Source organism: Polynucleobacter sp. QLW-P1DATA-2 (assembly GCF_001870365.1).
GTDB lineage: Bacteria > Pseudomonadota > Gammaproteobacteria > Burkholderiales > Burkholderiaceae > Polynucleobacter.
The window spans coordinates 135,141-159,721 of record NZ_LZMQ01000009.1 but is presented as its reverse complement, the minus strand read 5'-3'; the positions used below and the strand labels follow the sequence as shown (position 1 = coordinate 159,721).

General features: G+C 45.0%; 30 protein-coding genes. 13 read left to right on the top strand and 17 right to left on the bottom strand.

Annotated elements, in window-relative coordinates; translation table 11 throughout:
* Positions 1-9: 9 nt before the first annotated feature.
* From A9236_RS10670 to A9236_RS10650, 5 genes are all read right to left on the bottom strand, one after another.
* Entirely contained in the window at positions 10-273 is a 264-nt protein-coding gene (locus tag A9236_RS10670) for a hypothetical protein (protein WP_143070641.1), read from the bottom strand.
* Complete coding sequence (locus A9236_RS10665) at positions 260-1,786, bottom strand: ShlB/FhaC/HecB family hemolysin secretion/activation protein (RefSeq protein ID WP_071467890.1); 1,527 nt, start codon at positions 1,784-1,786, stop codon at positions 260-262. The genes A9236_RS10670 and A9236_RS10665 overlap by 14 nt, the downstream gene beginning before the upstream one ends.
* A 96-nt stretch (positions 1,787-1,882) precedes the next feature.
* Positions 1,883-2,509, bottom strand: a complete 627-nt coding sequence (locus tag A9236_RS10660; RefSeq protein ID WP_071467889.1) for a response regulator transcription factor — start codon at positions 2,507-2,509, stop codon at positions 1,883-1,885.
* Positions 2,510-2,597: 88 nt separating this feature from the next.
* Positions 2,598-4,058, bottom strand: coding sequence for a sensor histidine kinase (locus tag A9236_RS10655; RefSeq protein ID WP_071467888.1), 1,461 nt, complete (start codon positions 4,056-4,058; stop codon positions 2,598-2,600).
* 45 nt (positions 4,059-4,103) lie between these two features.
* Positions 4,104-5,219: a hypothetical protein gene (locus A9236_RS10650; protein WP_071467887.1), complete on the bottom strand. Its 1,116-nt coding sequence runs from the start codon at positions 5,217-5,219 to the stop codon at positions 4,104-4,106.
* Positions 5,220-5,574: 355 nt separating this feature from the next.
* On the opposite strand from A9236_RS10650, the gene A9236_RS10645 reads away from it, so the two are divergent.
* The 3 genes from A9236_RS10645 (at position 5,575) to A9236_RS10630 (ending at position 8,030) form a co-directional block, all read left to right on the top strand.
* The gene (locus A9236_RS10645) at positions 5,575-5,904 is read left to right on the top strand and encodes a hypothetical protein (RefSeq protein ID WP_083398931.1); all 330 of its coding nucleotides are present in this window, start codon (positions 5,575-5,577) and stop codon (positions 5,902-5,904) included.
* A 519-nt stretch (positions 5,905-6,423) separates the two neighbouring features.
* Positions 6,424-7,308, top strand: a complete 885-nt coding sequence (locus tag A9236_RS10635) for a hypothetical protein (protein ID WP_071467885.1) — start codon at positions 6,424-6,426, stop codon at positions 7,306-7,308.
* A complete protein-coding gene (locus tag A9236_RS10630; protein ID WP_071467884.1) occupies positions 7,305-8,030 on the top strand; it encodes a hypothetical protein in 726 nt (241 codons plus the stop codon). The genes A9236_RS10635 and A9236_RS10630 overlap by 4 nt, the downstream gene beginning before the upstream one ends.
* A 198-nt stretch (positions 8,031-8,228) precedes the next feature.
* Here A9236_RS10630 and A9236_RS10935 read toward each other — a convergent pair whose 3' ends face one another.
* Genes A9236_RS10935 through abiEi form a run of 3 tightly spaced genes read right to left on the bottom strand, consistent with a single transcriptional unit; the run spans position 8,229 to position 9,683 of the window.
* Complete coding sequence (locus A9236_RS10935) at positions 8,229-8,765, bottom strand: nucleotidyl transferase AbiEii/AbiGii toxin family protein (RefSeq protein ID WP_083398930.1); 537 nt, start codon at positions 8,763-8,765, stop codon at positions 8,229-8,231.
* Entirely contained in the window at positions 8,713-9,138 is a 426-nt protein-coding gene (locus tag A9236_RS10930) for a nucleotidyl transferase AbiEii/AbiGii toxin family protein (RefSeq protein WP_083398929.1), read from the bottom strand. The genes A9236_RS10935 and A9236_RS10930 overlap by 53 nt, the downstream gene beginning before the upstream one ends.
* Positions 9,135-9,683, bottom strand: coding sequence for a type IV toxin-antitoxin system AbiEi family antitoxin (abiEi, locus tag A9236_RS10620; RefSeq protein ID WP_071467883.1), 549 nt, complete (start codon positions 9,681-9,683; stop codon positions 9,135-9,137). The genes A9236_RS10930 and abiEi overlap by 4 nt, the downstream gene beginning before the upstream one ends.
* 508 nt (positions 9,684-10,191) lie before the next feature.
* On the opposite strand from abiEi, the gene A9236_RS10610 reads away from it, so the two are divergent.
* Positions 10,192-10,797, top strand: a complete 606-nt coding sequence (locus A9236_RS10610) for a 3'-5' exonuclease (RefSeq protein ID WP_071467881.1) — start codon at positions 10,192-10,194, stop codon at positions 10,795-10,797.
* A gap of 255 nt (positions 10,798-11,052) precedes the next feature.
* Here the strand turns inward: A9236_RS10610 and A9236_RS10605 are convergent, their stop codons facing one another.
* The 4 genes from A9236_RS10605 to A9236_RS10590 are packed head-to-tail and all read right to left on the bottom strand — an operon-like array spanning position 11,053 to position 14,673.
* Positions 11,053-12,222 carry a class I SAM-dependent methyltransferase gene (locus tag A9236_RS10605; RefSeq protein WP_071465339.1) on the bottom strand — a complete coding sequence of 390 codons (1,170 nt, stop codon included), beginning with the start codon at positions 12,220-12,222 and terminating at the stop codon, positions 11,053-11,055.
* 11 nt (positions 12,223-12,233) lie between these two features.
* Complete coding sequence (locus A9236_RS10600) at positions 12,234-13,088, bottom strand: pirin family protein (RefSeq protein ID WP_071467880.1); 855 nt, start codon at positions 13,086-13,088, stop codon at positions 12,234-12,236.
* 22 nt (positions 13,089-13,110) lie between these two features.
* The gene (locus A9236_RS10595; protein WP_071467879.1) at positions 13,111-13,662 is read right to left on the bottom strand and encodes a carboxymuconolactone decarboxylase family protein; all 552 of its coding nucleotides are present in this window, start codon (positions 13,660-13,662) and stop codon (positions 13,111-13,113) included.
* Between the two features lie 9 nt (positions 13,663-13,671).
* Positions 13,672-14,673: a tripartite tricarboxylate transporter substrate binding protein gene (locus A9236_RS10590; RefSeq protein ID WP_071467878.1), complete on the bottom strand. Its 1,002-nt coding sequence runs from the start codon at positions 14,671-14,673 to the stop codon at positions 13,672-13,674.
* An 88-nt stretch (positions 14,674-14,761) separates the two neighbouring features.
* Between A9236_RS10590 and A9236_RS10585 the strand changes: the two genes are divergently transcribed.
* The 7 genes from A9236_RS10585 to A9236_RS10555 all read left to right on the top strand — a co-directional run bounded on the left by A9236_RS10585 (position 14,762) and on the right by A9236_RS10555 (position 21,070).
* A complete protein-coding gene (locus A9236_RS10585; protein ID WP_071467877.1) occupies positions 14,762-15,532 on the top strand; it encodes a sulfurtransferase in 771 nt (256 codons plus the stop codon).
* Between the two features lie 81 nt (positions 15,533-15,613).
* The gene (locus A9236_RS10580; protein WP_071467876.1) at positions 15,614-16,606 is read left to right on the top strand and encodes a tripartite tricarboxylate transporter substrate binding protein; all 993 of its coding nucleotides are present in this window, start codon (positions 15,614-15,616) and stop codon (positions 16,604-16,606) included.
* 33 nt (positions 16,607-16,639) lie between these two features.
* Positions 16,640-18,013, top strand: a complete 1,374-nt coding sequence (locus A9236_RS10575; RefSeq protein WP_071467875.1) for an MmgE/PrpD family protein — start codon at positions 16,640-16,642, stop codon at positions 18,011-18,013.
* A 21-nt stretch (positions 18,014-18,034) separates the two neighbouring features.
* Positions 18,035-19,012 (top strand): D-2-hydroxyacid dehydrogenase family protein, encoded by a 978-nt coding sequence (locus tag A9236_RS10570; protein ID WP_071467874.1) that lies wholly within the window; start codon positions 18,035-18,037, stop codon positions 19,010-19,012.
* Positions 19,012-19,551, top strand: a complete 540-nt coding sequence (locus A9236_RS10565; protein ID WP_236638900.1) for a chromate transporter — start codon at positions 19,012-19,014, stop codon at positions 19,549-19,551. Before A9236_RS10570 ends, A9236_RS10565 begins: the two co-directional genes overlap by 1 nt.
* Positions 19,548-20,072 carry a chromate transporter gene (locus A9236_RS10560; protein WP_201721762.1) on the top strand — a complete coding sequence of 175 codons (525 nt, stop codon included), beginning with the start codon at positions 19,548-19,550 and terminating at the stop codon, positions 20,070-20,072. Before A9236_RS10565 ends, A9236_RS10560 begins: the two co-directional genes overlap by 4 nt.
* A gap of 20 nt (positions 20,073-20,092) precedes the next feature.
* Entirely contained in the window at positions 20,093-21,070 is a 978-nt protein-coding gene (locus A9236_RS10555; RefSeq protein ID WP_071465337.1) for a tripartite tricarboxylate transporter substrate binding protein, read from the top strand.
* A gap of 52 nt (positions 21,071-21,122) precedes the next feature.
* On the opposite strand, the gene crcB is transcribed toward A9236_RS10555, so the two are convergent.
* Genes crcB through A9236_RS11120 form a run of 4 tightly spaced genes read right to left on the bottom strand, consistent with a single transcriptional unit; the run spans position 21,123 to position 22,649 of the window.
* Positions 21,123-21,500: a fluoride efflux transporter CrcB gene (crcB, locus tag A9236_RS10550; RefSeq protein ID WP_071465269.1), complete on the bottom strand. Its 378-nt coding sequence runs from the start codon at positions 21,498-21,500 to the stop codon at positions 21,123-21,125.
* 10 nt (positions 21,501-21,510) lie between these two features.
* Positions 21,511-22,290: a 4,5-DOPA dioxygenase extradiol gene (gene ygiD / locus A9236_RS10545; protein ID WP_071465268.1), complete on the bottom strand. Its 780-nt coding sequence runs from the start codon at positions 22,288-22,290 to the stop codon at positions 21,511-21,513.
* 9 nt (positions 22,291-22,299) lie between these two features.
* A complete protein-coding gene (locus A9236_RS11175) occupies positions 22,300-22,437 on the bottom strand; it encodes a hypothetical protein (RefSeq protein WP_201721761.1) in 138 nt (45 codons plus the stop codon).
* Between the two features lie 44 nt (positions 22,438-22,481).
* On the bottom strand, positions 22,482-22,649 hold the full coding sequence (locus tag A9236_RS11120; RefSeq protein WP_161485627.1) for a hypothetical protein: 168 nt from the start codon (positions 22,647-22,649) through the stop codon (positions 22,482-22,484).
* A 28-nt stretch (positions 22,650-22,677) separates the two neighbouring features.
* Here A9236_RS11120 and A9236_RS10540 point away from each other — a divergent pair, with 28 nt between their 5' ends.
* Both A9236_RS10540 and A9236_RS10535 read left to right on the top strand, forming a co-directional pair.
* Positions 22,678-23,340, top strand: a complete 663-nt coding sequence (locus tag A9236_RS10540) for a site-2 protease family protein (RefSeq protein ID WP_071465267.1) — start codon at positions 22,678-22,680, stop codon at positions 23,338-23,340.
* 70 nt (positions 23,341-23,410) lie between these two features.
* Entirely contained in the window at positions 23,411-23,857 is a 447-nt protein-coding gene (locus A9236_RS10535; protein ID WP_071465266.1) for a cytochrome c, read from the top strand.
* Here A9236_RS10535 and A9236_RS10530 read toward each other — a convergent pair whose 3' ends face one another.
* On the bottom strand, positions 23,858-24,541 hold the full coding sequence (locus A9236_RS10530) for a cytochrome b/b6 domain-containing protein (RefSeq protein WP_071465265.1): 684 nt from the start codon (positions 24,539-24,541) through the stop codon (positions 23,858-23,860). It lies immediately after the preceding gene.
* Positions 24,542-24,581: the final 40 nt, after the last annotated feature.

Here is a 24,581-nt window from a genome sequence, read left to right as displayed (position 1 = left end):
TATACATTCTTAAAAAAAGATTGTGCCCTTGATCCAACCTTGTACCGATCTGTACATGTTGTCTGTATTTAACTGTTGGCCACTTTGTGTATAGAGCGGATTGTTGCCTACGCGCCATGCCAATGAACCAGAAAGTTGAACTTTTTCGTACTGATACTTTGCTGACAAACCTGTTGCGTATAAAGAATAGGTATTGTTAGCGTTGGTCTGCCCTTGCCAGTTGTTATATGTGCTTACATATTGCTGAACTAGTCCAGCATCAAAAAAAAACACCAACTTGCAAGTCTTGAATCAAGTTATGGTTAATTTCTACAGAAGCAATTGCTCCTTGTGCACCACCTCCCTGGGCTACAGGGTAAGCACGTACACCATAAGGGCCACCCATATAGATCTGCTCGGCACTATTGAGGTTCTTATTAGCCAATTGACCGTAGATAGAAGCCACTAAATTGGTTTTATCAATCGGCAGTGGCTGTGTAATCGAGCCATTAAAGCCCAGCTTTGCAAAAGTACCTTTTGTTGCGGCACCCTGTGCGTCGTTATTAGCTTGATTGGTGTTATTAATACTTAAAGAGCCCAAGGTAGCTGTAGCGCCCCAGCTTGCATAAGCTTGACCAATAAAGTTAGTGCCGTTGATGCCAAGACTTAAATCATTGAGCTGATAGTTACTGCTCTCGATACCGTTAGTTTGGTTGTTGTAGTTCTTATTTTCAAAGTTGATGATCACATTCTTAGTGGAACGTGCAGTGCGCTCTAGCGCATAGATTGAGTAAATTCCGTAGGTTTGTGCTGTACCTTGTGAAATCGTTGTTGAGTAACTTGATAAGCTTTTGTAATCCAAGGCGCTAACGCCTGCAGATACTCTCCAGCCATCATAACCCACTGGCAAACCGTATCTAAGCTGCCCATAGACAGAGCCTTGTGAGCCAATCACATCTAAAGTGGCTTGGTCGCCATTACCACTAGGGTTGTTCAAGCTTAAGCTAGCCGTTGCTTGTGCAGGCCCTGTATTGGCTGCGCCATAGTTTGATAGATCTACCCTACCTGCAAATAAACCCGTATCTTTGGCATTGACCAAGATATTCGTTGTCTCTTCCTTGTCACCCTGCGCTAACTCTCCGCTAACTTCATTACCTGGCGTTTCATTGAGGATGGCTAAACTTCGCTCCAAACCATTCAGGTCAATAAGGTTGCCAGGCTCGTTGCTGTTGGTAATGAACTTTTGAATAACTTCAGACTTGAGGCGACTTGGTGATTCTTTATTGAGTTCAATAATGACATTGCCTACCTTGCCTTCAATAATCTTGATGGTGATAACGCCATTAACAACGTCTTGAGGTGGGATGACGGCTTGGGCCATTCTTCCCATCTGAGCGTAAAGATTAGTTAATGCATCTCCAGCCTCTTTGATTTGATCCAAAGTTAACTGGCGATTAGTAAAAGGCTTGAGAGCTTCCTGTGCTTGCTCTTGCGTAATCAGCGTAATACCAACCACCTCAAAGGAGCTCACCTCAATTGTTTTGTCACCTGATTTTGGCCTACTTGGTTTTGTGGGCTTCTTAATGAGGTTATCCGGCGCAACATTTTGGCGATCGCGGTCAACTTCACGTTGTAATTGTTGCTGTAATGCACCAGCATCAGGGCCAACTTGTGAATATGCCGAACCACTCAAGACCAAAAAACCTGCCGCTAATGCAATTGCACGACGTGCAGAAGCAGGGGCGCTAAATGGTGAATGCTTTACGGCAGTGCCAGATTGAATGGAATGGCGAATGTGAGGGTGCATCTTGTTGTCTCTAATAATTAAGCAAGCATTAAAACGCTAAATCAAGAAGCTGAAAATCCCTCGAACGAGAGTTAGCCTTACGGCTAACTGACCGACTTATTTAGCTCTTTTTTTGAAAGCAATGAGCTGGGCTAGCGAGCGCAAGTGCAGTTTACGCATGACCTGCGCCTTGTACTGCTTGGCTGTGTACAGTGAAATCTGTAGTTTTTCTTGAATTTCTGCATTACTAAACCCTAAAGCAAGCAATTCAAGCACCTCAAGCTCCCGTGGAGCCAAGGCCTTAACGTGCTCCTCAAAAGCTTTTTGCTCAACATAGCTGCGCATATTGTTAGCATCTATATCTAAAGCCTTGATTACCGCATCCAAAAGGGCGTCTCGCTCAAATGGTTTGACTAAAAATTCAATAGCGCCCTGCTTCATTGCTGTAATCGATTGTGCAACAGTGCTTTCGGCGCTAATAAAGATAATTGGCACCTCACGACCACGCTTTATCAACTCCGCCTGTAGTTCTACCCCAGTCATATCCGGCATGCGCATATCAGTAATAACTACTGCTGGCGCAACGTGAAGTGGAATCTTTAAAAACTCTATAGCAGAAGCAAAGGGGTAAACCCGGTATCCAAGAAACTCCAAAAGACTCGTTAAAGTAGCTCGCATCGAAGCATCGTCCTCTATTAAGAAGACATGTTTCAAAACATCATGGATTGCAGCTTTACCGGTCATTGTTACTTGTTGCCCAAAAATTACTCTCTCGGATTATGACAAACATACTGCCCATCAATATCCCTCGATCGCGGGATACGCTAAATCCTCAAATCATCGACTGGGATTGGGGGGGGAAGACGAGGCTAAAAGTTGCGCCAGCATTTGACCCGCGCTTATAAAAAATATCTCCGCCATGTCTAGTCATGATGTGTTTGCACAACCAAAGGCCCAAGCCCATGCCCGATTCTTTCTGTGAGTCTAGTAACTCAAATAATGAATGCTCTCTTTCAATAGGAACACCCGGACCGTTATCGCTAATATTGATTGTGACTTGTTCGCCCTGAAGATTGATGGCAATAAGGATATGTTTTTTCTCTATATTGTTCTTACTTTTCAGGGACTGAATAGCGTTATTTAAAACATTGAGAATGGCCTGATGAATCTCAATCGAATTAGCATTGATGTAGCACCGCTCTGGCATCTCAATTAATAATTCAATATTCGAGCCTTTGCACTCTGGCTCTACCAATTGGGCTATTGAATAGACGAGCCCAATCAAATCAATTCTCTCTAACGTAATCGCATCACCGGAGAACAGTGCGCGCAGTGAGCGAATGATTTGTCCCGCTCTTCTTGTATCAGCCTCAATAGAATTGACGATATCCTTTTCTAGATCGAGTTTAACTACATTTCTGTCCATTAGGGATTTAAGATGCTGCGCATTTAAAAGAGATGCGCCAAGTGGTTGACTTAACTCGTGCGCTAATGATGCAGCTAAAGCGCCGGTGCTAGCAGTCTTGTTGGACTTCAGTAGATAAGAGACTAATTTTTCGCGCTCAAATAAAAGCTCTTGTATTCTCGTCCGCTCTTTTGATGCAATGTCATACTTATAGGTTGATTCACGCTCTTTTTTCCACAGTCTGCGGTAAAGGTAAGCGTTGATCAATATATAAACTATCACGTTAATCCCATTTGATGTCCATGACATCATGCTGGACAATAGATCAGCGTTTACGATATTTTGTATATTTAAGTGAGGGCTCCGATTAACCGTAATTATTCTGAATGAGTAGGCGGTAACTTGTAAAGCCAAGAAGAAAATTATTACGCCAACAACGTAATCTCTTTTTTTCCGTAGGTAGTATGCAATGGAAAAAAACTCCCAAATCATCAATGGAATTTGTGTGCCTGCCACCGTATTTGCGCGAGCAACAAAGCTATTCTCCTTTAGAAAAAAATGAAGGAACACAAAGCAAAATATTACATAGCCAATAGCTAGGATATACATCACCGACCTCTTAATAGGAGCATTCCAACCGCTTAAGAAGAGAGCAAGCAACACAACAGATGCTATGTATAAATAGTTTGCAGGAAGTAAACAAACGGAACCAAAAAACGGAACCAAAAACCAAAAAAAATAAGCAATGCTTCTCAGCAAAACTGTATATCGCCAGAATAGAGAGGATTCTAAGGAGTTATGGAGTTGATTATCAACTTGCACGGTCAAGAATATTCCAAATAGGATTAGTCCGAATATTCCAAACAGCAGTTGATTCATTAATTCCATGGTTACTCTCTATTCATTTTCGGTTTGGATTATTTATGATTATCGTCAACATTCTAGATCATCAAATTTACGCCTAGATTCTTTGGGCGTCTCCAGTCGAGGTCTCTGACGGCAAGGTTGCCGTCCCAAGCAAGCCTGCCTGTTGGCAGAAGAACGCTCATTAGGCTTCTTCATGTCTTTTAAGACTTGACGCATTAACTCCATACGCTTTTCAATGAGTCGTTCAGTATCTTTACGCCTACGAATGGCTGCCTTAGTTCGCTTTTCCTCTATCCGCTGGATCGCATCCCTCTTCTTATGCACCAAACGTTGATGAACCCATTCAACACTACTTCTCTTGCGCTCCTCTATATCCATTAAGAGCTCAATCGCTAAATCCCTGAGTACTTCAGGGGTGATCTCTGAATACTCACGATAGTCTGAGTTTTCAGACATACGCTCTTGATTGCCGGTCCAGCTAAAACCATACGTCATCCCAGAACCACTCTTCTTTCGATAAAAGTGATTGCCATCATCAAAGCAGACAAATCGAAAGAAGTGATACTTCCCATCCATATTTACGCTTAAGGCTTGGGATCGTGGTCCATTGATTTTGACTAGAAAGCCAAGACTCTCAAAGTAGATAAAAAAGCTATTGAGGGCATTAATGAGTTTTTGACCATTAGGATGCTGATACTTAGGCTTGTACCAATAATGGCGCTCCTTGGCGATATCGACGTCATAAGCCAGCAACCTCGCTGTAATGGGGTGAGGCTTTCCCATTTTCTTGGGAATGGCAATCAACGGTACTAATTTTTCAATCTGGGAGCGGATCTCTTCTAGCGTCTCTGGAAATACAGGAGGGGGAGGTAATTCGAGCACAGCCCATTCCTCATCGGTTCTATCAGGCTCATCTATATAGCCATAGCGATTGGGTGACCCTCCTCCTATATAGACAAGCTGAGACTGAAATGAGTAGAGGGTGGGCAATTCCATTTTGGCAACTGCTTTCCCATTAGCTAGCTTGGCCCAATACCCAATGCCGGGTGTCGGCACCTTGGCAGCTTTGCAAATTTTTCGAAGCCCTACATCAGAGATGTCGAATTCAAGCGCTAGTTGAGTCATCGGTTTTGACCAAACGAGGTCATACATTTCTTGCCTGGTGAGCGTTCTTGGTTTCATGTTCGCCTTTCAAACTGATGTTGACTCATTAAATTGCTGGGAATGAATCGATATTAAGAAATTAATTACGAATCTTAATATTTGCCATTAATCGTGTACACGATTTATGCAGTGATTCTTTTCCATGCAAATTAATCAGATCGAATGATCCGAGTCATGCCCAGCATGACTTACCACAAACTTTTCAACAATTTATATGAGCTGTAGCACATCAATTTCAACCTGACTCAGATTTCAATCAGCAGATAAGTTAACTTTTTGACGGTGTATTCGTCGTTTAGAAAAATTGATAAGTAGGTACAGTTTAGTCAAGGGCTCGGAATTACCCGGGAACTTAATTACTTAGGAGAAATATATGTCACATGTAATCTTGGCGGCACCACACGAAGACGACTCACAGAAGAAATCCAAACGCTCGAGTGAGACAAGACGAGAGATGAATGCGGGGGGATTGCCTATAAATGGAAAATCGAGATGGGGAGACATCAAGCACATGATTCCGGTGAGTCATGAGAAGTGGGCGCAGATGGCGAAGTGTGGAAAGGGGCCTCCCATTACTCGATACGGACTGCGATGTTCTTTTCAGGATAACGACGAGATCTTGGCCTGGTTGAATGATCCAAATGGGTATAAGCCTAAGGGCGGGCCTATAGATTTCCACTCAACATTAGGGCAGAAATCATGATGCTGGGAGTGATGTTTAAGGTCGCTTTTCCACCTCCATCAGAGCACTGGAAGGTCGCTTTACCAGGGGAGCCAAAAAGCGTGTTCACGGATTACGAGAACATGTGTCAGGAAAAATTGTCCCAACAATTTAGTCCTCCCAAGGACGGTTTCCTGGTTTGGGGGCGGAGCCCGTGCGCCACAGCTAGTCGTCAGACGAAGCGCGGCTACTACCCTCTGAGAGGAGATGAGATCGCCCAAAGGCGAGATTGTCTACGGTCGGATTATTTCTGCAAAGAAATGATCTGCGAAGAAGGTAGTAGCCGCGCTTTGCGAGGCGCACCCCAAGCGAAGCGCGGAGTACAGGAAAGGTGGAGCGTCCAGCGACAAGCCAAAAACACCCGAAGGGCCACGTCCAGTGGGGGCAAAGCCCTATTTGTACGCCCTTTACTTCAGATTGTTAAAGAGAAAGCATTCTCTTTAGCATTGCTGCAATACATTGCTATTGGTCATTGCACATACAACTACATAGGCACTAGCAATGGTAAATAACAATGTAAAACGCAAAGATAGCAGAGCGGGAAAGTCATTATCGCCAGCACGTCGAACAGAACTTAAAGCGCAGAGGAAGGTAAAGTTAGGGGGTCTTTCTCCTACAGCCTTCGGTTTGAAGAGGGATTTGAAGCTGCTGGAATGGATCAGAAATTGGGGTTACACATCTAAGGCGATACTCCAAAAACTAGCTGAAACGACACGACATGGAACTAGCGCTCGACTGGTGAAAAGAGGTTGGATTGAAGAAACCCCAACTCCTACCGGGCTGCCCATTCAGTCCTACCTTACGCTAACCGCACTGGGTCTGCATGAGTCCGAACAAAGAGCTGAAAAGCTACACCATTACCCTTTCTTACAGAGTCAAAAGGTCCGCCACAATAAAATTCGACATGATTTAGTAGCCCAAAAATTTACTTTAGATGCACTTCTAAAGGGTGTGATCATCAGATATGAGACTGAACTTATGACTCAAGAAAAGTCTCTATCAGGAACCAAGCAACCTGATTGCACGTTCATCATCCAAAATCCGTCTGCAGGATTGGACGGTGCGCCATCAACTATCACCTATGCGGTTGAGATAGAGCTCTCCCGTAAATGGGATCGTGATTTCGACGACTTCAGAATAAAAATTATTCGGGCGATCCAGGCTGGGAAATATAGCTCCTTTCATCTGGTTACTGATATTAAGGCTATCAAAAAAGCGTATGAAGAAGGTATGCTTGCCGGCACCAAGATTCCCCTTTGGGAAATTAGCTCAAAAGGAAACAAATGGGTGCAGACTGGCAAATACGCTACCGTTCCTGACTGGATTGGCAAGGGACCAGATGATCCATTGACTCGCTTTCGTTGTTATTTAATTGAGTCAAAATGAAGCGGCTCTTGATTTATATCATCGGAATATTTTTTGCAGCGGGGCTAACTGGGTGCATTCCGGATTCTGTTTATGAAGAAAAGGTTGCCGAATTGGCCTCATTGCAAGTGAAATATGACGACGTTTACAAAAAATATGTTTCACAAAATCCTAGCGCGATGCAAGCTCAAGGCCATCGAATTGCAATACAGGATGACAATCGATATAACGAGGCAACAGTCGAAATAGCGCTTGCATGCACTCGTTTATGGTTTGATATTTGCCCTAATGAATGGACGGGTATAAATATTGAAGCCTTTCAAAAGGCTGGTTATGGGGGTCATCCGGGCATACGCACTATCCTGATTATATTTTTTGGCATACTCGAAAAAGCTTCGACATTTATCCTATTATTTATTTTCTTGCTCCAGCTTAAGAAGCTTCTCGATGCACCAGACTCCAATAAAGTAAAAGAAGCTAAGACGACAATTGCCGAGGCAATGAAAATACATGAAGAGCTCGATAGGCGGATGAATAACGCCGACAGAGAAGAAAGTGCCAAAAAATACAATTCTTTAAAAGAAATAGAGGAACTGGAGAAAAAAACAGCGCAAGTAAATCAAATTCATGCTGCAGCGCTCAAGCGGAATTTTGATGAAATAACAGCCTCAAACCCAATACTTACAAAACTTAAAGTGGAGATAGCTACTATGGAGTTGCAGAAAAAACTTTTTGGAGGGTAATTGTTGCGATAGTTAAATCCGAAGCAGCCCATCAACCCGATTAAGTGTGGGGTGCAATACCAACCCAGAAAGGACGATCATATGCAGCCCCTATCAGACCTCTACCTTCAAATACTCCGCTTCAATAGCATCAAATATTTCTTTTGGCACAGTGGTAACGAATTTCTTACGACGATTAATCAATAGTGGCACCTTTGTTCACTCGCCTTGTTTAATTACTGCAAAAAGTTTACTGACTTCATTGGCTAGAAATGTGTCATAACCCGGCGTCCTGAAAGCTCGCTCATGTGCACTTCTTGTGATGAACCGCTGCATCTGCTCCTTAAAGGCTGATCCTGTGGAGATGCCGTGGATATTGTCGATTGCATTTTCGAGTAGTACGTCGTAGTGCTGAATTCCATAGTCCACAATCTTCCTGTGGATCAAATCTAGTTTTAGGCTAGCCCCTTGCCCAACAAGCCAAGCAATATCCCAAATATCTCTATGCCTTATTTTTGCTGGGGTTGGGATCAATGCCCCATCAACAAGCTTGGCGATAGAAGTAGGAAGCGCTACAAGTTTGTCAGCAAGAACTTCATCGACTGTCTCAGTCATCACAATCGGACTTCTCATCCCCTCAAGTACAGAATAGTTCAATCTCAACGGGATCGGCTCTCGGGTATATGCCGGAATATTGGCAATATCAATTTTTATTTTTTTGACGAGGAATGTCGGGAGACCCAGGATTTGTTTCAATGCTAATCATCCATTTGTTAACGTTGACTAGCGCATCGTCATTAACTGGCTTGGGTTCTTTAACCGTAACCCTTAATCCGAAGCGCTCACCAATATGTTTGACAATGCAGTCTTTAATTTTTTCCATACTTTCAGATGTGAATTCTGTGCCGCCCACAAAATCAAGGTCCTCGCTAAATCGCTCCGATCCTCGACATAGCCGCAAAGACGTTCCACCTTGAAAGACGAGGTTTTTAAGTAGCCCCTCTCCATCTAAAGCATTAAATATTTCGTAATGGAGAAGCTCCTTCTCAACTACAGGCCTCATTGCAGCCATCTCCGAGCTGGCCATTGCTTTCTCTACATATAGCTTGAAGTCTTCTTGTCTCATCATGCAGCCTCATCCTCCAATTCTTCATAGTCAATCATGTCAGTGTTGCGGCCAACCCGCAGTAAATCCGTGACGGCTGCTTGCTTTTTTGCGATGCGCAATGGGCGCTCTTTAATAAAGATAGTTCGCTCTAAGATATCTGGAACACTGCGCTTGGTATGAGTAAATTCGATAGTTCCAAAAGGCGTCTCATGGGTGCCCCCGGCACCCGTGGTCATGACAGTAAGTCTGCTCACTGGAATCTGCGAGATAACACCATACTCGGACAAAATACTCTCTAAGCTTACATATGAGAGCTTGCCTGGTCGAAGCGCTTTAGCGATATCCTCCACAATCCAGGTGGAGTTACGTCCAGCGGCTAAGGCGTTTACGTAGATTCCCCTAGCTGCCTTAATAAGCAGTCCGTCCTTGACCATGCGCTGAAGTGATTTCTCCATCGACTTCTCTTCTTCTAACGGGAAAAGCTTCTCCAAGTCTCCCTTGGTGAGGACTGATACACCCCGACGCTCAAGGCTAGTCAGGCCATTAATAAGCTCCATTCGTCTCATAAGTAATCTCCAACCCTAATTAAAAGTAGGGTTTTGTGTTACATATTATCAGAATGTTTCTTTTTTACCAATAAAAAACTTCAAGCCTCACTTTTTTATACATATTCACACTTTTTTATATAAAAACTCACTTTATTAAACTTTTTTATCGAAATTCCGACTTTATTAACTTTATTACCTGATTTGACACATTGTTATAGAAGTTAAAGGAGTAGCAGATTTTTTATTAGAGTCTTCAAATTGGGCACGCATAGAGAAATATCTTTACCCCCCTCAGACCGGTCTTTCTGCCAAATGTATCATTGCGCCCTCTTGGCAATAAGTGAGTATTTCTTTGTCCATAATATTTAAGAGTTTGCTTGCCATTTAGAGCGTCCTTGTTGAAATTATCCTTCGACAATTCATCGATCGGAATATAGTGACTCTTTTCTTTGACTGTTTTAGTCTCGGCATTCAAATTACTTATTTATCTAAATTAATAGCGAACAATGAATAGCGAAAACGTCTCATGAATAAAGAGCAATGTTATGTCGCGCTTGATCTAGAGCTAAATAATGCCGAGGATAATTCCACGTTAAACCCAAAGATCATTCAGGTCGGGATAGCAGTAGGGAGCCATCATGACTATGTCAATCAATCACTGGCTACTTATAAATGGTTTCTAGACCCCAAAGAACCCATTTTTGAATTCATCACTCAATTAACTGGCATCACGAATCAGGACATTTCCGACTATTCAGTTCCGCATGAGCAAGCAGCCAAAGAGATTGGGGAAATCATCACTGCGCGTAATTGTTTTGTTAACCCCATAACCTGGGGTGGTGGCGACTCACTTGAGTTGAAAGCTGAATTTAAGGATCGGGGGGTTAGTTTTCCTCATTTTGGTCGCAGATGGGTCGATGTTAAAACTTGGTATAGCTTGCATATGCTAGCTATGGGCAAAAAACCTAGCGGTGGCTTGTCTTCAGGCCTTGGTTCTTTTAAGCTCCAGTTTTTAGGTACCCCGCATAGAGCAGATGATGATGCCCTTAATACATTACGACTTTTCTTTGAAATCCTGGAAAGGCAAAATCAAATCTATCAGCTAATCACTGATGCCAAGACTATAGGGTGATAGCATCTTTACAGAAAGTCTTTGTAAAAATTTAGTGACGAATAAGCTAAGATTATTCCAAGATTCAGACAGGCGTGCGTCCGCAAATTTTGAATATGCGGACTACGGTTATTTTTTGGGACTGGGGGCACGTCTGGGGGCACTTCAATTTTTTTATATTTTTATTTGTTTATGAATCATATAGATAGGAGTATCTTCAGATTCCCGCCGACCCACCAATTAAAACAAACCTCTCTAATTTTTAGAGGGGTTTGTTTATTTAGCAGTCAAGCGCCACAATGAAGTAGTTTCTTTAGCCCTTGCAGTGTGCAGCGCGTCTGTTCTATCAAACGCTTTTGGATGCTGTGGCTTGGTATCCAATCGAGCAAGTACTTTTAGTCCTGCAGTTTCAATCCAAGAAAGCAACTCTTCTCTAGTGCGCAAGCCTAAGTGCTCCGCTAAATCTGACAGGATTAGCCAGCCCTCACCATTAGGCAGTAAATGCTCCTTGAGCCCTCCAAGAAAGCCCTTCAGCATCTGACTATCTGGATCGTAGACTGCATGCTCCAAAGATGAGCTTGGTCGTGCCGGCAACCAGGGTGGGTTACATACAATCAACGCCGCTTTGCCTTCGGGAAATAAATTGGTTTTCCGTATTTCCACATAAGGACTTAAATCTAAACGATCAATATTGTCATGAGCACAAGCAATAGCCCGATCATCTAAGTCGGTTGCCACAATCTTGTCAATTTCCCGCGCAGCCAGTACTACCGATAAAACGCCGGTACCCACGCCAATATCAAATGCGGTAGAACTTTGTCTTAGTGCAGTTGGCAATGGCGCCTTCAGAACGAGCTCAATATATTCACCGCGAACAGGTGAAAAAACGCCATAGTGCGGATGAATGCGAATCTCTTCATCTTCTCTTGCCAAGATCGGCACACCCTTCTTACGCCATTCGTGGGCGCTAATTACGCCGAGTAGTTCACGCAATGAGATGACATACGATTCGGTCTGCTGGCCATAAGCCTCAAGACAGGCTTGCGCGACATCTGGCGCCCGCCTCAGTGAAATAGTATGGTCTGGATTGACTTGAATGAGCAGCATCCCTAGAACCCGAGCTCGCTGTGATTGAGAAAGGCGATGCAGATTAAATGCATCCAAAAGACTTTTCTTTATTGCGGGTTCGTCTTTTTTACTCTTCTCTGTTCGCTTTGATTTCTTAGAAGGCTTGTCCACCCTTCTCACTAAAGCCTGCAGTAGTTGGCGAGCATTCTGAAAGTCGCCTCTATACAGAATTGCAGTGCCCTCGCAGGCCAATCGATAAGCTATATCCGCCGTCAGCGTATCGTCACCAATCTGGATTTTTTTATGTGGGGCGATCCCATTTTCAGAATGCCATTTAGCAGAACAGGATTGACCTGCCTCGTCCCAATTGATCATCATGAATTCATCATTCAAGTAGTTACAAAGCGATTATTTTGATAATCATCAATTGCCTGTTCAATTTCAACGCGAGTGTTCATTACAAAGGGGCCATATTGGACGATCGGTTCATGCAAGGGTAAGGCCGCAAGCACAATGAATTGTGCTCCATCAGCTCCTGCCTTAGCCTTCAAAAGATCCCCATCACCCAAGACGATTGCTGCCTGCTTAGGAACGGCCCTCATTGGACTGCCAATTTCCAAGCTACCTTCATAGATATATACAAATGCATTCAATTCCTTAGGAATGCGATGCTCAAATTCTCCACTTGGGGGCAAATGCACATCCAAAAATAAGGGGGCCGTAGTAATACCTTGAATGGGGCCTTGAACGGTGGTATCGCCATTTACATAAGAACCTGCAATGGCCTTGACAGATCCACCATTGGCTAAAGTGGTGCTTGGAATATCCTCCACTTGGATATCTTTATAGCCAGGCGTCTTCATCTTTTCTGTCGAAGGTAAATTAATCCATAACTGAAAGCCCCGCATGGCACCGCTAACCTGCTGGGGCATCTCAGAATGAATGATGCCGCGCCCTGCTGTCATCCACTGCACTCCACCCGTTTTCAAATGTCCTTGATTGCCTAAATGGTCTTCATGCAACATGTGGCCTTCCAGCATATAAGTCACCGTCTCGAAGCCACGATGGGGATGGGCCGGGAAGCCCGCCACATAATCATTAGGATCATTCGATGAAAACTCATCCAGCATCAAGAAAGGATCTAGCCTCACCTGCTGCTGACCTCCTAGACTACGACGTAGTTTTACACCGGCGCCATCAGAGGTTGCAATGCCAGGAATAACAGTTTGTATGTTGCGGATCATTTATAGATGATTGATCTTCCAATTAAGCCGGTGGATGATCTTCTGGATTGACATCCAAAGCGATTAAGAAACGAGACACCATGTTGTATGCAGCAATCACCGTTACCAACTCGACTGTATCGGTGCTACCCAACTCTTTTTGCAAGCGCTTCATCAACTCAGGATCAACTTTGATATTGCGCGTCATCTGAAAGGTGAGTTCAGCAGCATCATTCTCCACTTGAGAGAAAAGATTTTTGGGGAAAGAGGGTTGGCCAATTAAACGCAGGCCTTGAACTTGTTCCTCGGTACCGCCCGCCTTTTTGAACGGGGGCGCATGGTGAAAGAATTCATATTCGGCACCGTTCAGAACAGCCACGCCACACATAGCCAACTCACGCAGCTTGGGATCCAAAGACAGGTTATTACGAATATCACCAATGAAGTGATTCCAACCTTCGGCAATTGGTACGCTATGTAACAACATACGATCTAAGTTGATAAATTGGCCGCCGCGTCTTTTACGAATCGCAGCTACTAACTCAGCAGGTTCAGCCAAATCCATCGGCTGGTAAGGAATTAAACGTTCTGACATAAATACTTTCTATTGACTGGTTTCTTTAATATTGTTTTCAATGACGAACTTGCCCCAGATCGCAATTTGCTTACCAATAAAGTCACGCAATGTTTCCGGAGGACCGCCAACAATTTCAATTCCTTGTGCCTTGAATTTCGCAGCAACAGTAGGATTTTTTAATACTTTATTCAACGCTTTATTCATTGCATCCACTAGAGCAGGAGGTGTTTTACCTGGCGCTAACACTGCCCACCATGCTGGTGCGCTGAAGCCTGGGAAGCCGCTTTCTGCAATCGTTGGAACATTAGGCAATGCTGGTGATCGCTTAGCAGTAGTAATTACCAAGGGAATGACGCCACCACTTTCAATATGAGGCTTCACCAAGAACTCAGAACCCACCGCCAACTCGACTTGGCCACCCAATACGTCCTGCATCAACGGGCCGCCGCCACGATACGGAATGTGATTCCAATCGAAGCCGGCTTGCTTTGCTAAACGCGCCATCGCAAGGTGACCTAAGCTACCGATACCAATTGAACCGTAACTAAATTGTTTACCCGTCTTAGAGAGATCAACCAGTTGTTTAAAGCTGGTGATGCCTGATTTTTTACTAGCGACGAGCACCATGGGTGAAGTACCCACCAAAATGACCGGGGCAATGTCTTTAATGGTGTCGTAGGGAAGCTTATCTTTTAAGCTTGGGTTAACACCGTGAGTATCAAAAACTACTGCGAAGGTGTAGCCATCAGGATCAGAGCGAGTCATGGCAGAAGTACCAATGACTCCTGATGCGCCACCCACATTTTCCACGATGACGTTTTGCTTTAATTCAGACTGCAAAGCAGGAGCCAAAATGCGGGCTACTTGGTCAACTGAACCCCCAGGCGGGAAAACAGCAATTAGACGAATGGGTTTTTGGGTCGGCCACGCACCGGTACCTGTCGTTTGAGCCAAAACAAGACTGCTTGCTCCAAGTGCTAATAAAACGAGAAACAAGGCTCTTTTGGCCATTTTTGCTAGATCCAGCATGGATTGCCTCCTTTGAATAAGACCTCAAGATTAACACCCCCGGGGTCCATTTGCTCGATAATGCAAGGGTAGTTTGAAGAGAGAAAACATGAAGTCGATTTTGAACATTGCCGCCTATCTATTTGTCAGCTTAGACGAGCTGCCGGATTTGCGCGCCAAAATGCTCGAAGAATGCAATTCTAGGGAGCTAAAAGGCACCATCCTGCTCACCGGCGAGGGAATCAATCTGTTCCTAGCAGGCAGGACAGATGCATTGCGTGGCTTTCTAGATTGGCTACGAACAGATCCGCGCTTTGCTCCGCTTCAGGCAAAAGAAAGCTGGTCGGATGATCAGCCTTTCAAAAAAATGCTCATCAAGCTCAAGAATGAAATCATTCGCATGAACCACCCGACTATTCAGCCTGAAAAAGGTCGCGCTAATTTCATTGCCCCTAAAAAATTACAAGAGTGGCTAGATCGCGGCACCGATGATTTGGGTCGCCCCGTAGTCATGGTTGATACTCGCAATGCTTTTGAGGTGGACTATGGGACTTTTGAAAATGCACTGCATTTCAATATTGAAAAGTTCACTGAGTTTCCGGCAGCGATTACCGCACACAAAGAAGCGTTGGCCGATAAAACCTTGGTGAGTTTTTGCACGGGCGGCATTCGCTGTGAAAAATCAGGTCTCTATATGCGAGAAATCGGCATGGAGCACAGTTATCAACTGGAAGGTGGCATCCTCAAATACTTTGAGGAAGTGGGTTCTGCACACTATCGGGGCAGCTGCTTTGTGTTTGACGAGCGGGAGGCCCTAGAACCGAACCTAGAATCCATCCCGGTAGAACACTCTATCCGGAAAAAACTTAAAACCGGCTGAGATAAGCCAAATATCTGCCATAAATAGTAAAATCTGCACGCTGTATCACATAAATAACCCACAATAAACTGGACTTGAGACATGTCTAAAACCATTCATCGGCACGCGCCGATTTTTTTATCCTTTGTCATCTTTGCTTTTTCAGCTCTGGCTAGTCAATTTGTCAGTGCTCAAAGTGCCTATCCAAGCAAAACCATTCGCTTAATTGCCCCAGTTTCTGCTGGCGGAGGCTTGGATAACATTGCACGTGCTGTAGCTGAGCGACTCTCTAAAGGATTAGGTCAAAGCGTCATCGTTGATAACTTATCAGGTGGTGGCGGTGCAATTGCAGCACAAACAACTGCTAAAGCAGCGCCTGATGGCTACACACTCATGATTGCTTATGTAGGCACTCATGGCACCAATCCTGCAGTACGCAAACTGAATTACGACGCCATCAAAGATTTCACGCCGATTGGCATGATTGGCGCAACTCCAAACGTACTCATTGTTAATAACAAAGTTCCTGCAAAAAATGTAGCGGAGTTTGTTGCTTATGCCAAAAAGAATCCTGCTAAATTAAGCTACGGTAGCTCAGGCCCTGGAACGCTTACCCACTTAGGTATGGAGCAATTTAAGATGGCCGCTAACATCTTTATGGTTCATGTGCCATATCGTGGAATTGCACCAGCCTTTACCGACATCATTGGTGGTCAAACTGATGCCATGTTCCCAACCTTGTTTGCAGCGATTCCCTACATACAAACTGGTCGAGTTAGAGCCTTAGCAGTAACTGGTCAAAAACGTAGCCCTACCGAACCCAATGTGCCTACCTTCAAAGAATTAGGTTACCCAGGGTTTGATGGTCAGCAATGGTATGGCATTGCAGGACCCGCCAATCTACCTGAGCCGATCGTCGCCAAGATCAATGCGGAATTGAATAAGGTGCTGGCAAGTCCAGAATTTTCAGAAAAAATGGCAAGCGAAGCTATGACTGTTATGCCAATGACTCCACAACAATTTAGCAACTACATCAAAGAAGATATTGCGCGCTGGACTAAGGTCGCAAAAGATCGTCATATTGAAATTGAATAAATAACCCATTAAGAAATCAAATTAGGAAAACATATGTCTCATGCTATTGCTGCAGCAGCCGATCTCAATGCACCACCAGTTACCAAAATTCTGGCGGAATTTGTCACCTCCCATCCAAGCCAAGGCTGGACCCCTGAAGTAGATCATGAAGCCCATCGCACATTTTTGAATTGGTTGGGTTGCGCTATTGGAGCGGCAAATCACGAAAGCGTGGAATCCTCATTAGCTGCTATTCGTGAATTCCAACCGGCTGCACAAGCCAGTATTCTTGGTCGCAAAGATAAAGTAGATATGGGTGGCGCTGCCCTCATCAACGGTATTAGTTCCCACACCTTTGACTTTGATGACACACACCTTAAGACTGTGATTCATCCTGCAGGGCCAGTAGCTTCCGCCATCCTGGCATTAGGCGAACACATTAATGCAAATGGCCGTCAAATTATTGACTCTCTCATTCTTGGTATCGACGTTGCTTGCCGCGTGGGCAATGCCATGTACCCTGATCACTACCACCGTGGCTGGCACATCACTGGCTCTACGGGCATGCTCGGATCAGCAGCAGCCTGCTCCCGCATGATGGGCCTTGACCTACAAAAAACGACTATGGCATTAGGGATTGCCGCTTCCCAACCCGTTGGTATGCGTGAGCAATTTGGCACCATGACTAAACCTTTCCACCCAGGCGGTGCTGCACGTGCCGGTCAGCTCTCAGCGATGTTGGCCAAACATGGTTTTACAGCTAGTCCTAAAGCACTAGAAGCAGGTCGTGGTTATATGCAAACCGTTTCCACGAAATGTGACTGGACCGAAATCGATCGCGCCCTTGGAAAATCATTTGAGATCTCCTTAAATACTTACAAACCATTTGCTTGCGGTATTGTGATTCACCCAGCAATTGATGCTTGCGCACAATTGCGTGCCCAAGGTGTTAAGGCGGAAGATGTAGAGCGCATTGAACTCCGCGCGCATCCACTCGTGTTAGAGCTCACCGGCAAGAAGACACCTAAAGATGGCCTCGAAGGTAAATTTAGCGTGTATCACGGTTGTGCTGTTGGCTTGATCTTCGGTCAAGCAGGTGAAGGTGAGTACGCTGATGACATCGTGAACCGTCCTGATGTTGTTGCCTTGCGTGCCAAAGTAAATGCTACGACTGATACCTCCATTGGCGAGGCTTCTGTTGACGTCAAAGCCTTCTTAAAGGACGGCAAAGAAGTTCACATCTTCGTGAAAAACGCGATTGGTTCCGTTGAAAACCCAATGAGCGATGCCAATTTAGAGCAGAAGTTCACCAGCCTGGCTGAACCGATTATTGGCAAAGAAAAAACCCGTCAACTGATTTCTGCTTTATGGAAATTAGGTCAAGCTTCCGATCTGAAACAGATCTTGAGCCTTTGTACACCTGACTAAATTTAATAAGAGTAAATATCAATGGCTTCATTACCAAACATCGTCATCCTCGGAGATTACGAACGCGCCCTGCATCGCTTCTCTAATTGGGAAAAATTAGAGAAGCAAGCAAACCTGACCTTTCATCATGACCCGCTTCGTGACGAGGCCCTCTATGAAGTCATCAAGGATGCCGATGCGATTGCCATCGTGCGTGATCGAGCGCCACTCAATGAAGCCATGATTGCACGCTTGCCAAAGCTTAAATTTTTAATGTTTACTGGTGAACGCAATGGCACCCTGGATGCAGCAGCCCTAGTGTCACGCAATATTCCGATGGCCTGCTCACCTGGTGGCCCCTCCAAAGAAACCACCGCAGAACTGACTTGGGCATTAATCCTCGGCGCATCCAAACGACTCATTGAAGAAAATAAATTGATTGCTTCTGGCGGTTGGCGAGATCAACTATCCCTTCTGCCAATGCTTTCTGGTGAGCGCTTAGGCATCATGGGTCTTGGTGCTATTGGTAGTCGCGTTGCACGTGTTGGTGCTGCCTTTGGCATGGAAGTGGTGGCATGGAGTCCTCGCATGACTCCAGAGCGTGCAGCCGCAGAGAATGCCAAATCCGTCAGCTTGGATGAATTACTCTCCACCTCCAAAGTGGTATCAATGCACCTCGTTGCAGGTCCTGGAACCAAAGGAATTATTAGCGCTGATCAACTTGCGCTAATGCGGCCAGACTCCATATTAGTCAATACCTCCCGAGCTGCATTAATTAATATGACTGATCTTCAAAAGGCATTAAAAGTTGGTAAGCCAGGTCAAGCAGCTGTCGATGTATTTGATATTGAGCCACTTCCCGAAAATGATCCCTTACGTAACACCCCTAATCTCTTGGTGACTCCACACTTAGGCTTCATTGCTGAGCCCATTTTTGAGGCATTCTCAAAGGGCATTACCGAGGCACTAGAAGCATGGCTAGATAACAAGCCCGCACCCCACCCTTTCAAGCCTCAGTAATGATGAAAACCCTGACTCCCAAGGAACTCTTTATCGGGTTTAGCAAAATCGGTATGTCTGGTTTTGGTGGGGTATTGCCATGGGCCCGACGTACGATTGTTGAACAGGAAAAGTGGCTCACCGCTGAAGAATTTAGCGCCATGCTGGGTATCTGCCAAATTGTTCCGGGCCCCAATATTGTCAATCTTGGTGTTTGTGTTGGTAGCCGCTTTGCTGGGGTGCCGGGTGCTTTTGCAGCCGTGCTTGGACTCATGTTGGGGCCAGTTGCTTTATTACTAGTGATTGCGGTTCTCTATGAGCACTATAGCTATATGTCAATTGTGCAAGGAATGCTAAGAGGCGTATCTGCTGTAGGTGTTGGCTTAATTGCCAGTACAGGCTTCAAAATGTTACGCACCGAGCTGAAATATCCCCCCATGCTTGCCGTCATTTTTTTGGTTCTGATAGCAGCAATCTATTTTCATTTAGGTTTGGGTTGGGTCGTTCTTCTCGCATCGCCACTCGCCATTCTCTTAGCCTGGAAAAAGGTTAAGAAATGATCAGCACCCTCCTTAGCCTCTTTTTTAAATTATCTGCCTTCTCATTACTGGCCTTTGGGGGCATTAATGCCCTGCTCCCTGTGCTCTATGATTTATCGGTCAACCAAGAGCATTGGATTAACGGACAAACGTTCTCAGATTACTTTGCGATAGCACAAGCGGCTCCTGGTCCTAACCTCATGACTGTCACCTTGATTGGCTGGAATGTGGGCGGTGTCCTTGGGGCAACTATTGCAACATTGGCCATCTCCTGGCCCTCATCCATCATGATTTATTTCTTGCAGCGCACGATTCTCAATATGCAAGATAAAGAAAAGCAGCAAGCGATTCAGTTTGCCGCTGGCGCCCTTGCTGTGGGCTTGGTTCTATCTGCCGCCTGGCAGATTGCTTTACAAATCAATCATAGTCTGACAGCCTATGCACTTACGATTGGCACTATTGCTATTGTCTTCTTTACACGCTGGCACCCTTTATATTTAATTGCTATTGGTGCACTGCTTGGGGTTCTTGGTTTTATTTAAGAAAGATTCACAAAATGAATATGAAGCTATCTAAATTAATTTCAGTTTCACTTCTCGGTCTCGTCTCTCTTGCAACTACCGCATCTTTTGCGCAGACCAATTACCCAACAAAACCCATTAACTTCATCGTGCCTTATGGTGCAGGTGGTGGCGCAGATTCTCGTAGTCGTCAGATCGCTCAAAAAATGAGTGTGATCCTCAAGCAACCGATCATCGTGGATAACAAGCCTGGCGCTGGTGGCAATATCGGTACTGAATTCATTTCTCGTGCCGCTCCAGATGGTTACACCATCGGCATGGGCAACTTCGCACCTATGGCCGTAAATAAAACACTCTTTGGTAATTTACGCTACGACCCAGAAACTGATATCACCCCAATCGTCTTAATTGAAAAAGGTCCCTTGGTGTTAGTCGTTAATCCGAACTCTCCATACAAAACAGTGCAGGATATTGTGGCGGCTGCTAAAGCAAAGCCGGGTGTGCTGACCTTCTCTTCTGGCGGCATTGGCGGCAGCCATCAACTCTCTGCTGAGTTATTTAAGCAAAACGCTGGGATCGATATGATCCACGTCCCATATAAGAGTGGCTCTGCTGGCTTAACAGATCTCATGGCCGGTAATGTCACCATGATGTTCGATCAAATGTATTCAGCAATGCCCAGCATCAAGGCGGATAAGTTGCGTCCGATTGCTATCACTAGCAAGAAACGTTCGCCATTGCTACCTAATATACCCACCTTTGCTGAAGCAGGCTATCCGAAGGTTGAAGTGCTCAACTGGCAGGGCTTAATTGCGCCTAAGGGAACACCAAAAGCCATCATTGATCAGCTTAATGCCGCTGCAAATGAAGCCCTGAAAGACCCACAATTACGTGAGCTGATGCTCTCTCAAGGCAATGAAATTGGGGGTGGTAGCCCTGCAGAATTTTCTGCTCTGATTAAATCAGAGTCTGCCAAATGGAGTGCTGTTGTTAAAACAGCCAATATCAAACCAGAGTAAAAAAGAACGCTGATTTAATCGGGGGCCACTAAGACTTAGTAGCCCCCGATTTTTATTTGAGGGCTTGGTAAGTCAAGATGCCTAAGAAGGTCAACACAAGTGAGCCAATCAGATGCAGTAAGGCTGTACCTAATGCCCAGGTGACCTCTCCGCGCTGAACAAATCCCACCACTTCTGCAGAGAAACTCGAGAAGGTAGTTAAGCCCCCTAAGAAGCCAGTCACTACCAAAAGTCGCCACTCTGGTGAAAGCTGTGGATTGTTTCCAAAGAAGGCTACTGCAAGACCAACGAGATAGCCACCTACCATGTTGGCTATCAGCGTACCGAGAGGGATGATGGATGCTGCACCTACAGTCAAAGCGTTAAAGCCTGCTCTCAATAAAGCGCCAAGTCCTGCACCGAAAAAAACCGCCAGAATAGATAGCCACATAATCCGCTCTTTATTGAATAGAAAAACCCAGCATGCTAATCGAACTCATCTCAATTCCATCAACATAGACTTTGGCATGCTCACCATCCTGTTGTAAAGCTAAAGTATATAAAGCTGGCCAATAATGCTCTGGGGTTGGAATAGATAAGTGGGCTGCCTCGCCGTATTTCTCCCACTCAATCAGAGTCTCGTGGTGATTCGCATGGAGTTCAGAAGTGAAAAACTCGTTAAATTCCTGAGCCCAAGGATAAGGTTGCGCGCCACCTTGCCAATGAATCGTCCGCAGATTGTGCACAATATTACCGCTAGATAAAATTAAAATATTTTCGTCACGCAAAGGGCGAAGTTGTTTTGCCAAATCATAATGTTGACGCGCAGACATAGAGCCATCGAGACTAAACTGCACCACTGGTACATCAGCATTGGGGTACAGATACTTGAGAACGGACCATGCGCCATGATCAATGCCCCACTCATTCTCTTCAAGCACCACTGGGATACTTAACAATTCTTGAACGCGATCAGCCAACGCTGGACTACCTGGCGCTGGATACTGAACATCAAAGAGTGCTTGGGGGAAGCCGCCAAAGTCGTGAATCGTTTTGGGTTTAGCCATTGCAGTAACCCAAGTACCTCGAGTTACCCAATGTGCAGAGATCACCAAAATAGCATCAGGACGTTTTAGTGATTTGCCAAGAGAAGCCCAAGTCGCTGTATAGCGATTGGGCTCAATGGCGTACATCGGACTGCCATGGCCAGCAAATACTGCAGGTTGGCGATGGCTAGTCATTAAGACCGATTAACCGAATACGTAACCAGTATGAGCAGCTACTAATGCAAACAAAATCGCCAAGCTGGTAGCGGCTGCCAACATCACGATCAAAGTAATGATCTTTTTGTTGATTTCGCCTTTAGATTCGTTATGCCATTCGTTCATGCTAAATCCTCTGTAAACACATTAATAATGAGTGTAATTATCCACTATCGACCGCGGCCGGCCTTACGCATCATGCCTTTTCCGCCGCCAAAACCTGCCTGAGGCCTGCCAGCAGGGCCAGATGGTCCCTTTGGTACGGGTGGACGGGCTGGGGGCTTAGCCACAACGGCCTTTGCTGGGATTTTTGAATCGGGTTTCTTTTCGTCAGTCACTTTGAGCTCCTATGGATATCATATTGCCATGATTACTGACTATTCTATCCAAGCCGTCGCCATTAACGCGATTCCCCTGATTTTTGCTATCACTATCCATGAGGCAGCCCACGGCTTTGCTGCCCGTAAATTTGGGGATAACACGGCATATATGCTAGGGAGAGTCAGCTTGAATCCCGCTAAACATATAGATCCCGTTGGCACGATCCTGATTCCTTTGGTGCTCATTCTGACGGGATCCCCTTTTTTGGTGGGATATGCCAAACCTGTACCAGTGAACTTCGGACGCCTGCGTAACCCCCGAATCGACTCTATTTGGGTTGCTTTGGCTGGGCCTGGCTCTAACTTTATTCAAGCACTGATCTGGCTAATTCTGCTCATCCTGCTAGTGGGCCTTGGAATCGATGAAAAATTCTTAATTTCGATGTCTCAAGCTGGCATTTCTTGGAATCTGGGTTTATTGGTTTTTAACCTCTTTCCGCTTCCACCGCTCGATGGTGGACGCATTCTCTCTAGTCTTTTGCCAGCCCGCCAATCAATTGCACTTGGCAGATTAGAGCCCTGGGGCTTTTTTATTGTCCTGGGCCTCGTCTTTACTGGAGTCATTGGTAGCCTCTGGATGGCACCCCTCATCAGCTTTTTTGAATGGCTCATCCTGCTGTTGACCAGCCCCTTACGGATGATTTTTTAATCTTGGCAGAAAATAGTGTTCTAGGCTATTCTGATTTTGGGCAAACCCAAACCGTTAACGGAGAACCTTCATGAAATTTCAAAAAATTGTTTTAAGTGCAGTAGCTTTGTTCGCGATGAGTAGCGCTGCCTTTGCGCAATTTCAGAATGCAGAAAAAGCAGTTGATTACCGTCAAAGCGTTATGACAGTGATTAATACGCATTTCGCCAGAATTGGAGCTGTGGTTAAAGGTGAGGCCCCATACAACAAAGATGAAGTAGCTAAAAATGCAGCGGTAGTTGCAATGCTCTCTACATTGCCATGGTCAGCATTTGGTCCTGGCTATGAAGGCGGCAAAGCACAAGCAGATGTTTGGTCAGATAGCGCGAAATTCAAAGCGGCTGCAGAAAAAATGCAACTAGCCGCAGCGAATCTGAATACGGCTGCTCAATCAGGTGATCTTGAAAATATCAAAAAAGCATTTGGCGCGACAGGTCAAGCCTGCAAAGGCTGCCACGAAGATTTCAAAAAGAAATAATCAGCTTACCGTGATGAGATAACCCACTACAACGGCGATTAAGCTTAATAGCAATAGAGCTAACCCCCGTTGCAAGCCTCCATCCTTGGAGGGGCGACCCAAGTCAGAAGGTAAATACTTTGCTTCCTCGCTTGGGTCGATTTCTTTATCACCACTGATCATTGGACGAATTAAATCTTCGCCCTTCAATTTTTTGTAATACCAAATTGCTGCAATATGAATGGCAATCAAGGTATAAATCACCACCTGATTACTCTCATGTATCTCTGATAAAAAAGAAACCGAAGATTCAGATAGGTATTTGGATAATGGCCCCTGAAATGCAATCTCATCATCAACAAACAAGCCAGTAACAGCTTGAACACTCAAAACCAATAGCAAGGCAAAAACCGAGAGTGCGCCAATTGGGTTATGACCCAAAAAGCGGGGCGACTTTCCCTGCAAGTAATTGGTGATCGCCTCGCGGTTTGGAAGAAATGAGGCAAACCGAGCATGTGTAGAACCTATGAACCCCCAAATAATCCTAAAGATGAGTAGCGTCAAAATGCTATAGCCAAAATAAGCGTGCCATTGAATAGCGTTACCGCCAATGTTGACGCAGATCAGGCTGCCTACAATGCAAGCCACAAGCAACCAGTGAAATAAGCGGATCGGCAGATCCCAAACACGAATTAATTTCTTCATAAGCTTCAGGATAAAACAGAAACTCCCTTAAACTCACTAA